The 12125-nt window shown below is 65.9% G+C and carries 11 protein-coding genes; 4 read left to right on the forward strand and 7 right to left on the reverse strand.

Going from position 1 to position 12125, the window contains the following annotated elements:
- Nucleotides 1-615 (reverse strand): IS110 family RNA-guided transposase (locus ACZYOF_RS03400; RefSeq protein ID WP_463714805.1); only part of this gene is annotated, 615 nt, incomplete at its 3' end.
- 318 nt (nucleotides 616-933) lie between these two features.
- Between ACZYOF_RS03400 and ACZYOF_RS03405 the strand changes: the two genes are divergently transcribed.
- The 4 genes from ACZYOF_RS03405 to ACZYOF_RS03420 all read left to right on the forward strand — a co-directional run bounded on the left by ACZYOF_RS03405 (nucleotide 934) and on the right by ACZYOF_RS03420 (nucleotide 4410).
- Complete coding sequence (locus ACZYOF_RS03405; RefSeq protein ID WP_463714806.1) at nucleotides 934-2184, forward strand: MFS transporter; 1251 nt, start codon at nucleotides 934-936, stop codon at nucleotides 2182-2184.
- Nucleotides 2185-2340: 156 nt separating this feature from the next.
- Nucleotides 2341-3327: an acrylyl-CoA reductase (NADPH) gene (gene acuI, locus ACZYOF_RS03410; protein WP_463714807.1), complete on the forward strand. Its 987-nt coding sequence runs from the start codon at nucleotides 2341-2343 to the stop codon at nucleotides 3325-3327.
- A 104-nt stretch (nucleotides 3328-3431) separates the two neighbouring features.
- Nucleotides 3432-4019 carry a hypothetical protein gene (locus ACZYOF_RS03415; RefSeq protein ID WP_463714808.1) on the forward strand — a complete coding sequence of 196 codons (588 nt, stop codon included), beginning with the start codon at nucleotides 3432-3434 and terminating at the stop codon, nucleotides 4017-4019.
- A gap of 157 nt (nucleotides 4020-4176) precedes the next feature.
- Complete coding sequence (locus tag ACZYOF_RS03420) at nucleotides 4177-4410, forward strand: DUF6894 family protein (protein WP_130580425.1); 234 nt, start codon at nucleotides 4177-4179, stop codon at nucleotides 4408-4410.
- Here the strand turns inward: ACZYOF_RS03420 and ACZYOF_RS03425 are convergent.
- From ACZYOF_RS03425 to ACZYOF_RS03450, 6 genes are all read right to left on the reverse strand, one after another.
- The gene (locus ACZYOF_RS03425; RefSeq protein ID WP_463714809.1) at nucleotides 4376-6274 is read right to left on the reverse strand and encodes a CHASE2 domain-containing protein; all 1899 of its coding nucleotides are present in this window, start codon (nucleotides 6272-6274) and stop codon (nucleotides 4376-4378) included. The two genes, ACZYOF_RS03420 and ACZYOF_RS03425, sit on opposite strands and share 35 nt — an antisense overlap.
- A 6-nt stretch (nucleotides 6275-6280) precedes the next feature.
- Nucleotides 6281-6793: a FecR domain-containing protein gene (locus ACZYOF_RS03430; RefSeq protein WP_463714810.1), complete on the reverse strand. Its 513-nt coding sequence runs from the start codon at nucleotides 6791-6793 to the stop codon at nucleotides 6281-6283.
- 247 nt (nucleotides 6794-7040) lie between these two features.
- Nucleotides 7041-8015: a zinc-dependent alcohol dehydrogenase family protein gene (locus tag ACZYOF_RS03435; protein ID WP_463714811.1), complete on the reverse strand. Its 975-nt coding sequence runs from the start codon at nucleotides 8013-8015 to the stop codon at nucleotides 7041-7043.
- A 50-nt stretch (nucleotides 8016-8065) separates the two neighbouring features.
- The gene (locus ACZYOF_RS03440) at nucleotides 8066-8638 is read right to left on the reverse strand and encodes a TetR/AcrR family transcriptional regulator (protein ID WP_463714812.1); all 573 of its coding nucleotides are present in this window, start codon (nucleotides 8636-8638) and stop codon (nucleotides 8066-8068) included.
- Nucleotides 8639-8675: 37 nt separating this feature from the next.
- Entirely contained in the window at nucleotides 8676-11363 is a 2688-nt protein-coding gene (locus ACZYOF_RS03445) for a DUF2339 domain-containing protein (RefSeq protein ID WP_463714813.1), read from the reverse strand.
- 244 nt (nucleotides 11364-11607) lie between these two features.
- Nucleotides 11608-12114: a tyrosine phosphatase family protein gene (locus tag ACZYOF_RS03450; RefSeq protein WP_394569734.1), complete on the reverse strand. Its 507-nt coding sequence runs from the start codon at nucleotides 12112-12114 to the stop codon at nucleotides 11608-11610.
- Between the last annotated feature and the right edge of the window lie 11 nt (nucleotides 12115-12125).

Consider the following 12125-nt stretch of genomic DNA (forward strand, 5'->3'; position numbering starts at 1 on the left):
CCGGTGCCAGGCCAACAGCTTGGCCTCGATCTCCTTCAGCTCGGTCCCGAGCCTTGCGTATTCACGCCCCTGCACCACGAACAGCTCACGCGCCAGCTCCGGAAGATTCTCGTCCTGCGCAATCCGCCTCAACAGCGGCTCGATCTTGTCCACCCCCTTGGCGGCGATCAGGCCGAACTCGGCGGCGTAGCCGCGGATCGCATTGCTCAGCTGGGTGCGCCGGGCGATCAGTCCGTCGCGGATCCCCGTCAGCATCAGCGCGGCCTGTTGCTCGGCCGTCTTGACCGGCACAAAGCGCATGCGCGGCCGCCCCATGGCTTCACACAATCCTTCCGCATCCCGCCCGTCGTTCTTGTTCCGCTGCACGTAGGGCTTCACCAGTTGCGGGGCCATCAGCTTCACCTCGTGGCCGAGCTTGGAAAGCTCCCGCGCCCAATATTGCGAAGCCCCGCAAGCCTCCAGCCCGATCACCGTCGGCGGCAACTTGGCGAAATACTCCAGCACCTGCTTGCGCGACAGCCGCTTGCGCAACACCACCTTCTCGGCCGCATCAACCCCATGCAACTGAAAAATATGCTTCGACGTATCCATTCCAATGCGGATAATCTGCGTCACGGACGGCTCCCTCGTTTGAGATTTCGACAACCTCATTCTGGCACAACTGATGCCGTAGGGGGCCGTCCACCCCATCAACCACAGGCCTTTGTCGTGTGCTCCGCTGCAACCGCTTGCTCGCGCCACAACACCTCCCTGTGGCTATGGGTCCCGGCGTTGGCCGGGACGACGGCAGAGTGTTCCCATCATTCTGCAGGGCTGCCCTGCGTTGAAATTTTTCTCTCCGGCCCCCTTGGGCTTTTCATGCAAATGCATTAACTCGCTGTAACCTTTCGTCCGGCGGGTCGTGACCGCCTGTGCAGCATGCAGGGGGAATTGATGGCTGTGACCACCGGCGACCTTCGGCCTTCCTCCGGTCTCGATAGCTGGCGCACGCCGCTGATCATCATCATCTGCGGCTGCGCGATCGCGCTGCTCAGCTTTGGGCCACGCTCGGCGCTCGGCTTCTTCGTGCAGCCGATGAGCCGCGAATTCGCCTGGGGCCGCGACGTCTTCGGCCTCGCGCTGGCGCTGCAGAACCTGTTGTGGGGACTGGGCCAGCCGATCGCCGGCGCCATCGCCGACCGCTTCGGCATCGTGCGCGTGATGATCGTGGGCGCGCTGCTCTACGCCGCCGGCCTCTACATGATGCGTTATTCGACAACGTCGCTGTCGCTCGACATCGGCGCCGGCGTCCTGATCGGCTTCGGCCTGTCCGGCTCCTCGTTCAACCTGGTGCTGTCGGCCTTCAGCAAATTGCTGCCGCCGGAAAAGCGCGGCATCGCGCTCGGCGCCGGCACCGCGGCGGGCTCGTTCGGCCAGTTCCTGTTCGCGCCCTTCGGCGTGGCGATGATCGATAATTTCGGCTGGCAGGCCGCGCTCACCGTGTTCGCCGCGCTGATGCTCTTGATCGTGCCGCTGTCGCTTGCGATCGCGACGCCGCGGGCGAAAACGACCAACGTGCCGGCCGCCGACCAGCAGTCGTTCAAGACGGCGCTGGCGGAAGCGTTCGGCCATCGCTCCTATGTGCTGCTGGTGCTCGGCTTCTTCACCTGCGGCTTCCAGCTCGCCTTCATCACCGTGCACCTGCCGGCCTATCTCGTCGATCGCGGCATTCCGACCTCGACCGGCGGCTGGGTGATCGCGGCGATCGGCCTGTTTAACATCATGGGCTCGCTCGGCGTCGGCTGGCTGCAGAACTTCTTCCCCAAGCGCTACATCCTGTCAGTGATCTACTTCACCCGCGCGCTGGCGACCGTTGCCTTCATCTCGTTCCCGATCACGACGTTCTCCGCGGTCGCCTTCGGCGCGGTCTCTGGCTTGACCTGGCTGTCGACGGTGCCGCCGACCTCGGCGCTGGTGGCGCTGATGTTCGGCACGCGCTGGTTCGCCACGCTCTATGGCTTCGCCTTCGTCAGCCACCAGGTCGGCGGGTTCCTGGGCGTCTGGCTCGGCGGCATCGTGTTCGAGCAGTATGGTTCCTACACGCCGATCTGGTGGCTCTCGATCCTGTTCGGCGTGCTGTCGGCGCTGATCAACCTGCCGATCGTGGAGGCCCCAGTGTCGCGCCCGGTTGCGCAGCCGGCCTGATGCGATAAACAGCATCCCGCACAAATTCGTCGTCATGCCCGGGCTTGTCCCGGGCATCCACGTCTTTAAAGTCGAGCGACACCCAAGCACGTGATGGCCGGGTCAAGCCCGGCCATGACGCGGGACTAGATCAACGCGAGTACGGGAGGATCCATCGTGGCGACGTTCAAGGCGATCAGGATCGACAAGGCGGACAAGGGTACGACCGCCGCGCTCACGCAATTCGACGACGCGGAATTGATGGATGGCGACGTCACCGTCCGCGTCGAATGGTCGACGCTGAACTACAAGGACGGCCTGGCGCTGACCGGCAAGGCGCCGGTGGTGCGGCGCTTCCCGATGATCGCCGGCATCGATTTCGCCGGCACCGTCGAGCAGTCCTCGCATCCCGACTGGAAGGCAGGCGACAAGGTCGTCTGCAACGGCTGGGGCATGGGCGAGACCCATCTCGGCGCCTATGCCGAGAAGGCGCGCGTCAAGGGCGACTGGCTGGTGCGTCTGCCCGACGGGATCTCGGCGCGCGATGCGATGGCGATCGGTACCGCCGGCTATACCGCGATGCTCTCGGTACTGGCGCTGGAGGACCACGGGGTGACGCCCAAGAGCGGCCCGATCGTGGTGACGGGGGCCGCTGGCGGGGTCGGCTCGGTCGCGACAGCCGTGCTGTCCAAGCTCGGCTATCACGTAATCGCCTCCACCGGGCGGCAAGCGGAGGCAGCCTACCTCAAGGGCCTCGGCGCCGCCGAGGTGATCGACCGCAGCGAATTGACCGGCCCGGTCAAGCCGCTCGCGAAGGAGCGCTGGGCCGGCGGCGTCGACAGCGTCGGCTCGACCACGCTCGCCAACATGCTCTCGATGACCAAGTATGGCGGCGCCGTCACCGCGTGCGGGCTTGCCGCCGGCATGGACCTGCCTTCCTCGGTCGCTCCGTTCATTTTACGCGGAGTGTGCCTTATCGGCATCGACTCGGTGATGTGCCCGATCGAACGTCGCAAACGCGCCTGGAGCCGGCTCGCCAGCGATTTGGACAAGGCAAAACTCGCTGATATAACTCACGAAATCGGTCTGGACGAAGCGATCTCCTTTGGGCCGAAAATCCTCGCGGGCGAGGTCCGCGGCCGGATCGTGGTAAAAATAGTCTGACGGCGTTCAGAATTTACCAACCAAGCTGCTCCAATGTTGCCTTGGTTGGTATGGTAAGCAGCGGGTAAAGGCGGTGTGCCCGCGCTGGGTAAGTGGAGTGGCTCATGCTTGCGCGTCTGGTATTGGGGGCGGTCGTGGCCGGCGCGATGGCCGCGCCTGCGTTGGCGGGATCGATGAGCGCTGAAGAGGCCAGGCGATTCGTCGCCGGCAAGGTATTCGCCTTCACCTGCTTTGACGGCACCCGCGGCGCGGGTCGCATCCTCGACGACATGGGCGCGGCTGGCTCGATCCAGTTCTCCGGCTCTGGCCCGATTCGCCATGTCAGGTTGCCGGGCAATACGCTGCAGGTTCGCGGTCAGGCCGTCTGTGCCTCGCTGAAAGGCCTTCCGTTCGAGCCCTGCTTCAACCTCGACAAGCGCGACGATCGCTCGTTCCGCGGCTCAGTGTCGGGCATGGGCTTTGCCTATTGCGACTTCCGCCACCAGGGCGGGCAGCAGATGCTGTTGGCGCGCGCGGTGGCGCGGCCGCGTTCGCTGCGCCCCTCCCAGACGACCCGCTCGGCCGACGCCTCCCGCGCCGAAGTGTCCGCGCGCGTCGAGACGCCGCCTGTCGAGCGCACCAGGCTCGAGCCGGTGAAGCCCGAACCGGCGCAACCGGAAGGCGCGGCGGAATTGCGCCGTTCGACCGATTAGCTGGAATCATCGGTCCCACCGACTTCGTTTGATCGAGGCGACAACGTGGCGGCGAAGACCCGTAGTGATACGGGCTCGCGAATTCATGGCTTGGTAGCGTCTAATCTCCTAATCTCCACCAGGACGGCCGGGGGTGGGCGCAACAACTGAGTTCCACATGCCGCAATATTTCTTCAGGATCAGCCATGGTCGCTTCGCGGGCGCGTCCGATCAGGGGTCGGAATTCGAAAGCCGTGAGGCCGCATGGGCCGAGATGACCAAGGTCAGCGGCAATCTTCTCGGCAGCATCGCGCGCAGCCTCAAGCAGGACGCCGAGTGGCAGATGGAGCTGATCGACGAGAGCAAGAAGCCCGTGTTCAGAATCCGCCTGATCGCGGAGTCGATGGATTAGAACTGCCGCCCGAATCGTTGCGCCATAGCCAGACTGTGAGCGGACGGGTGCGTCCGCGGATGAGTGTCTCGCTGGGACCTGTGAGCGTGCCGCTCTCGAACAAGGCGGATGCTGGACCGGCCCGTTGCAGCAGGTCATCGCTGAGCGCGAGCGCCGCGCGTTGCTTGGCCGCAACCTCCATCAGACGGCTCGCCACGTTCACGGTGTCGCCGGTCGCGGTGATGTGTTGATAGCTGCCGCCGAGCCGCGAGGCGACGATCGGCCCGAAATGCGCGCCCACCTTGAAGCCGGTTCGCGTCGCGATCGGGGGCGGCAACGAATTGATCCATTGCGCGACGCGGTTGCAGAGCGTGACTGCGCAGTGCGAGGCCTTGCGGGCATCGTCTGCGGTGGCTTCCGGCAGGCCGAACAGGATCATGGCGCCGTCGCCGAGGAAGCTCGTGATGATCCCGCTGTGCGCCTCGACCTCGTCATCGACGAGGGTGTGAAAATCCTTCAGCAGCGCAAGCCCCGCGTCGATATCGAGCGTCTCGCTCAATGCCGTGAAGCCCGAGAGGTCGATGAAGATGATCGCCGCATCCTGGTGCCGCGGCTCGAGCAGGAACGCCGGATTGCCGGTCAGCCATTTGTTGAGCGCCGGCGCCTGGAATTGCTGCAACAGGTCGCTCTTCATCGCGAAATATTGCGCCTGCCGCCGATTGAGCCAAAGCTGGATCGAGCCGAACAGGATCGCCGGCGGTGCGGCGGCCGCAATCGGCAATGCCGCGCTGAGCCAGATGCCGTGCGAGAATGCGACGTAATTGGCGACAGCCCAGATCGCCATCAGCGCCGCGATCGAGAGCAGGCCGGCCGCGCTGCGCCGCCACGCCAACAGGCCGACCACTGCGAGCGTCAGCGCCACTGCAAGGATCGCGTCAGCGAGGCGCGTCGAACGATCGCGCAGGATGCCGCCGCCGGTCATCAGGTGATCGATCGCGGTCGCGACGATCTCGACACCCGGCATCACGGGATCGAACGGCGTCGGAAACACATCGCCGCCGCCCGTCACTGTCACACCGATGACGACGATGCGGTCGCGGATGGCCGCTCGCGCGACCTCGCCGTCGAGCACCGATGCCGCACTCACCGTCGGTACCGTGCCGCGAGGGCCGTAATAGGCGAGCGGGAGCACATGATCGATGTCGGTCGGGATATTCCGGCCCGCAAGGCGGACGCTGTCCGCGTCGATCACCGGATCCTGGCCTGCGGCCAGTGCCGCGACGCGCAGCGGAAACGCCAGCTCGACTTTGTCACTGGTGCGGACCAGCAAAGGAATGCCGCGCGGCGTGCCCGATTTGTCGGTGGTCAGGTTGACCACGCCGACAACGGCATGTTCCGCGAACGCAGGAAGCGGGCGCAGGAATTTCTCCGCCCGCGGCAGGCGCGCGAGCGCGCTCTTGTCGTCCGCCTCCAGGATCTGGATCGCATCGGGAAACACGGCGGCAGCGGCAATGGCGGAGGGGCGTTTTCCGAGCGCTTGTGCGAGCGCGGCATCGCCGCCGTCCTTGCCCTGGTCGAGCAGCAAGAGGTCGACCGTGATCGCGCGCGGCTCGTAACTCGCAATCTTCTCGATGATCGCGGCAAGATCGGCGCGCGGCAGCGGATAGCCGCCGCGCTTGGCGACCGTGTCATCGTCGATGGCAACGATCGTGACGAGATCGGGTGCCGCGCGCTCACCGCGTCCCAATAGGCGCAGGTCGGTCAGCGCGCCTTCGGCGCGATCGAGGAATTGAACGTCGCCGTTCCAGTAGCCTATTCCCAGCGCGGCCGCCCAGACGAATGAGAGCAGAAGCGCGATTGGTGTTTGAGGGATCCGGCCGCTCACCAAGGGTCATTGTCCGAGGCGCGCGAGCAGCGCATCGACCCGCGCCTGACCCCAGCGCTTGACTGCCAGCGGCTCGTTTCCCGGATCGACGTCGACGCCTTCGCCCGGACCAAGCACCACCTGGTTTCCGCCGCGTGGCCGGCGCACCGCGACCCGGCCCTGCAGCACGAGCACCGATGTCCTCGCCTCCTGCACATCGGCCGCCCACTTGGTCCCACGCACGGCGGCGATCGCTTGTGGCGTGTTGACGCGAAAACGATTCTTGCCGGGCTGCTTGGGTGCGTCGAGCAGGAGTGCCTTGCTCTGCAGATCGACTGCCGTGGCGCTGCCATCGTGGCCTTGCAGCGTGAACCTCGCGCCGTCCTCGGCGACGATGATCAGGCCGTCGCGGCAGAGCAGGATCTGCGTTCCTCGCGCGCCCGCCTGCGACGGACATGTCGCGGCCTTCGTCTGCGCTGCCGCAGGCTGGATCGCAAGTGTTGCGCAGATGATCACCAAGCTCGCCAGCCGCGCGAGCACTCCCGCAATGTCTCGGTGCAAAACGCTCCCCTCGTTAAAATAGTTGGTCGCCGCAATATAGCTCTTTGAAGCGCACACTATGTCTAGAAAATGTCTGCCCGGGTCCAGTGCCAATGGCGTGAGCCGACGCGATACTTCGTCGGGCCCAAGGTCGCGTCACAGGGACGTGATGTCAGGCGCGCCCCGAGGCGGGCAGGCGCGCCCGGGCGTGATGAGAACCTGCCGATTTGTCCCGGCCGGCTGTCGCTCAGTCCGGCGTGAACAACGCCTTGCCACGATGCTTCTGCGCCACCGCCACCGCTTCCGGGATTTGCGAAAAACGGTAGGTGCCTTCGACCGGCGCGCTGATTACCCCCGAGGCCACCAGCGGCGCGAGGTGTTCATACATCGCGCTGATGTGCTCGGCGGTGGCGCTGTTGAACCAGTTGGCGAGCCAGAAGCCGCGCATTGCGATGTCGCGGAAGATGAAGGGCTGCGCCGGTCCGACGAAGGGCTTGCCGCTGATTGCGCTGTAGAACACCAGCACGCCCTTCGGCGCCAGGCACGTGATCAGGTTCATGGTCGCGGTATCGGCGACGCCATCGATGGCGAGCGCGATCGGCGCGCCGCCGGTCTCGGGGGCCACGCGCTTGTTGAGATCGGGGCCGTCGACCAGCACGACGTCGCCACCGCTTGCCTTGAGATCGGCCACGACTTCCTCGCGTCTGACGACATTGACCGTCTTCAATCCAAGCGACTTCGCGATGCCGATCACTGCGCGACCGACGCCGGAATTGGCCGCGTTCTGGATCAGCCAGGTGCCGGGAGGCAACGTGACGAAATCGGTCAGCAGCAGGTAAGCCGTTGCCGGATTGATGCCGAGCATCGCAAATTGCAGCGGATTGCCGTCGGGGAGCGCCTGCAACTTGCTGGCATCCGCCTTGATGTGCTCCGCCCACGCCGGCGACGGATAGGGGATGAGCGTGCGATCGCCTTGCTTCAGATGCGTGACGCCACGACCGACCGCCACGACGCGGCCGACACCCTCCGTTCCCACGATACTCGGCAGTTTTGGCCGGTAGCCATAGCGGCCCGAGATCATCAGGAGGTCGCTCATGTTGATGGGCGAAGCCTCCAGCGCGATCACGACTTCGCCGTCGCCTGGGGCGCCGACATCGGGAATGTCGACGAGTTTCATGACCTCGGCCGGGTTGCCGAACGCCTCGATCTGGATCGCCTTCATGGCAGTGCCTCCGAATTATATACTGTATAGTATATAACGAGGAGGCGCTGTCAAGAAAGCAGCTTCATCGCCTGGTCGAACGTGGCGCGGACGCGCGCCGCTTCGGGAGCGCCCTTTGCCAGCACCATGAGCCCCTGATAGATCGCCATGATCGTATGCGCGACCGCATCGGGATCGAAATCGTCGGCGAACTGGGCGCGGTCGGCGCGCAGGCGGTCGCGCAGCAACTGCTCGAGCTTGCGGTTGAAGGCCTGGATACTCTTCCGCACCTCCTGCTCGGTCACGCCGTCGACGGAGGTGTTGACGGAGAGGCAGCCGCGACTGCCCTTCACGCCGGAACAACGAGGCACGAAGCCGGTCAGCCAGCGCCGGATCGCCTCGCGCGCGGAGGGGCCGTCATTGATGATGCGCTCGGCTTTCCCGACGATATAGGCGTGGTAGCGGTCGAGCACCTTCAGGAACAGCGCGTTCTTGTCGCCGAAGGCGGCGTAGAGGCTCGGCTTGGTGAGGCCTGTCGCTGCGGTGATGTCGTCGAGCGACGTGCCCTGAAAACCCTTCAGCCAGAACACGTCGCGCGCGAGGTCGAGCACTTCGTCGGGGTCGAAACTGCGCGGTCTGGCCATGCCGCCTATCTACGCGCTGGCACAGGCTTCGCCAAGCTCATCCCACGCCAGCGACCGGCGGTGGTGCCGCTTGTCGCCGGAACAGGATGCGCTGGTAGAACCAGCCGATCGCGACCAGCACCACGCCGAGGCACATGAAGGACAGCGCGCGGTAGACGCCCGTGAGCTGCGACATGTCGATCACGAACGCCTTTACGATGGTCAGCGCGATGACGGCGGCCGAGGCCATCCGCGCGCGCTGCGAGCCAACGACGATGCCGATCCCGAGCAGCACGACGCCGAATGCAAGCCAGGCGATCGAATAGGTGTATTGCTCGGCGCCCGTGGTCGGGCCATGCGACAGCACGGGGCCGTGATAGAGCCGGCGGATTTCGAAGCTGACATAGGTGAGCGCGAGGATCAGCGCGCCGGCCGCGAGCGTGTTGCCGTAGGCGGCCGGGCGCCGGCCCGCCACCGCATAGGACAACAGCAGCGCCAGCACCGCGGGCAGGGCATAGCCGAGCAGGAGCAGGTTGATGAAGCTGCCGCCGACATTGATCGGCCACAGGATCGGCGTCTCCAGCAGCATCAGGCCGAAGATGGCGGCAAGACCGGCGAACACCGTCAGCAGCGCCGCGCTGATGTTGTGCACGATGCTGGCCGTGCGGATGCGCAGGCGCTCCAGCCCGATCGCCATCGCCAGCGCGGTGCAGACCTGCAGCGCGACCTCGGTGAGGCCGGCGCTGTTGCGGTAGACGTCGCCGTCGTTGACGGCGTGGCGGATCTCCATGAAGGCGAGCAGGACCGTGAACAGGATCGCGGCCGACTCCACCGCGCGGAGCGGCGCATCGTCGCCATTGCGGCGCAGGAAGATGCTGGCCGCCCAGAACGAGGCCGCGGGGATGCCGTAGCCCCACAATAGCCAGTTGAAGATCGGCGTGGTGCCGACGGCATCGCCGACGATCCGCGGCTCGTAGCCGATGCGCAGCACCACGATGCCGGCGAGGATCGCGGCCAGCGTGCGCAGGAAGGCGATCGGCCGCTGCAGCGAAATCCAGGCGGTGCCGAGCGACACCAGCGCCAGCGCGATCGTGAGCCAGCCCTTCTCCAGCGCGAATGTGAGCGCGAGCGCCAGCGCGGCGAGCGTGCCGGTCGCAAACAGCGCGATCGAGGCGGAGTGCCCGGGCCGGTCCTCGCGCCTGCTGAGGTATTCGGTTGCAGCAGCGAAGGCCGCGGCGAGCAATACCGCGAGAATTGCGAACGGAATCGAGCGGTCGAGCTGCGCGATCCGGGCGTAGAGCGCGATCAATAGCGCCAGCGGCGTGAAGGTCGCGACCGCTGCCCACTGCACGGTGATCGCAGTCGTTGCGAAGCGGCGCTGCGCGAGGAAGCCGCTTACGCCGAACATGCCTGCGAAGATCGCCGCCGCGGTCAGATGCAGCGAGACCGAGCCATCTGTGGCGCTCGGCCCGATGCCGGGCAGGGGACCGCCTGGGAGCACCAGCATGTCCGGATTGCCGCGCACCGCCCATTCGGCGAAGACGACGAACACGAACAGCGCGGCGGCGCCAATCGCCGCAGTGGCCGCCGGCGCCCGCCAGGCGACGAGGAGGCTGCCGGCGACCAGGAGGCCGAAGGTGATCATCGCGGGATCGGCGTGAAAGCTGTTCAGCACGATCAGCAGCGCGCCGAACAGATAGGCGATCAGCGAGCCCGATGAGATCGGCTCGACCTCTTCGCCCTCCGCTTCCGGTCCGAACATGAAGCCGCAGACGACCAATAGCGCCGCGAGGATGAATCCGGCGATGACATGAAAGGCGTGCGGTCCGATCATCGACGGCCCGCATTGCAGACAGGGGAAGGTCCAGAGCAGCGCGAACACGACCGTCGTAACGGCAAGCCAGCGCCACAGCCGGATGCGGGCGAGGCCGAACGACGCCGCGGTGACGATCGCAAGATAGATGTAGAGCGCCCAGAAATCCGGCTTTTCGGATGAGACGAGGATCGGCGTGGCGAAGGCGCCGACGACGCCGAGCCCGGCCAGCGCCGGTCCGTGCAGCAGCGCAGCGGCGAGCGTGCCGAGCGCGACCAGTCCGAGCAGCACGAAGGCGGTCGCCGGCGCAAGGAAGTCGTAGAGCGCGTAGGCCGCATAGACCGTCGCGAATGCCACAGCCGTTCCGGCGGCGGTGAGGATCGCCGGGATATTGGCGATCGGCAGCGGCGCGATTGTGGAGATACTTTCCTTGCGCCGCGTCCATTCGCCGGCACCGAGCAGCGCCAGCGCGAACAGGCCGCCGAGCATGGTACGCACGCCGGGTCCGAGCAGGCCGGCCTCGATCGAATAGCGCACCATGAAGAAGCCGCCGAGCGCCAGCGTCAGGCCGCCGAGCCACACCACCCATCGGGTGCCGATGGTTTCTTCGAAGCCGGGCTGGGCGGGCGGTAGCGGCGGTGGCGCGGGCGGCGCGCCGCTCGGAGCCTCGGGCGCGGCCGCTAGTTCCGCCATGGCAGGTGCGGCCTGGATGGCCTCTGGCGGTAAAGGCGGAGGCGTGGCCGCAGCCGGCGGCGAGGTCGCACGCGTCGGCTCAGGCTCGGGGGCGAGTGGCGGCGATACCCGCCGTAATGCCGCAGCATTCGCGCCTTCGAGGGCGTCCAGCCGCGTGCGCAGGGCGGCCACCTCGTTCATTGACTTCAACGCAAATGCAAATGCGATGACCGCAATGACGAAAACAATGAACACCAGCATCAGGCCTCCAGGCGGGCGCGCGGGGGGCGTAGCCAATCACGTCCGCGGTCGTCGCAATCCATTGAGTGGAGGTTGCCCCGCAAAAAGTTCAATCGCTAGATCATGATCCGATTAGATGGAATCGGATCATGATCTCATCTCTTTGTTCGAGCATGATCTCCGCGCAAACGCTTCGCGTTTGTCGCGAGGGAAAACCGGTTTCCACTTTTCCGGATCATGCTCTAAAGCGGCATTTCCGCGCGTCTCACTCCAGATCGACGCGGAACGGCTGGTTTTCGACGCTCATGGCGCCGGGCCCGATCTCGTCGAGCGCGCGGATCATCCGGCCCTCCCGCCCGAGCGCCTTGTCGGCAAGGCTCACCATCAGCCGGTTCGGTGACGCGATCGGGGAGGCGGCGCGGATCTGGCGCGCGATCTCGGCCTCGTCGCGATGCGGATTGAGCGCGCAGGCGGCGGCGAATGCGCTCGCGGTCGAGCGGCTGATGCCGGCGTAGCAGTGTACCACCATCGGCGCGCTACGGTCCCAACTCCGCACGAAGTTCAGGACTTGCTCGATGTGCCGCCCGGAAGGTGCGATAAAACCGTCCATCACTTCGGTGATGTCGTCGACCTGCACGCGCAGATGATTGGCCTCGAGCACGGAAGCCGGCCGCTGCACCTGGGCGACATTGGCCATGACGGTGAGGATGTGGCTGGCGCCGGTCAATCTTACGGTTTCGGGAAGCAGGGCGAGCGAGCAGACGTGAAGCATCATGGTCCTTA

The organism is Bradyrhizobium sp. LeoA1Lang (assembly GCF_055413685.1).

Excerpts from the sequence above, each read along its gene's own strand:
- ACZYOF_RS03435 (WP_463714811.1), bottom strand. The coding sequence starts at position 8,015 with ATGAAGGCGATCCAGATCGAGGCGTTCGGCAACCCGGCCGAGGTCATG.
- ACZYOF_RS03415 (WP_463714808.1), top strand. The coding sequence starts at position 3,432 with ATGCTTGCGCGTCTGGTATTGGGGGCGGTCGTGGCCGGCGCGATGGCC.
- ACZYOF_RS03420 (WP_130580425.1), top strand. The coding sequence starts at position 4,177 with ATGCCGCAATATTTCTTCAGGATCAGCCATGGTCGCTTCGCGGGCGCG.
- ACZYOF_RS03440 (WP_463714812.1), bottom strand. The coding sequence starts at position 8,638 with ATGGCCAGACCGCGCAGTTTCGACCCCGACGAAGTGCTCGACCTCGCG.
- ACZYOF_RS03450 (WP_394569734.1), bottom strand. The coding sequence starts at position 12,114 with ATGCTTCACGTCTGCTCGCTCGCCCTGCTTCCCGAAACCGTAAGATTG.
- ACZYOF_RS03405 (WP_463714806.1), top strand. The coding sequence starts at position 934 with ATGGCTGTGACCACCGGCGACCTTCGGCCTTCCTCCGGTCTCGATAGC.
- ACZYOF_RS03445 (WP_463714813.1), bottom strand. The coding sequence starts at position 11,363 with ATGCTGGTGTTCATTGTTTTCGTCATTGCGGTCATCGCATTTGCATTT.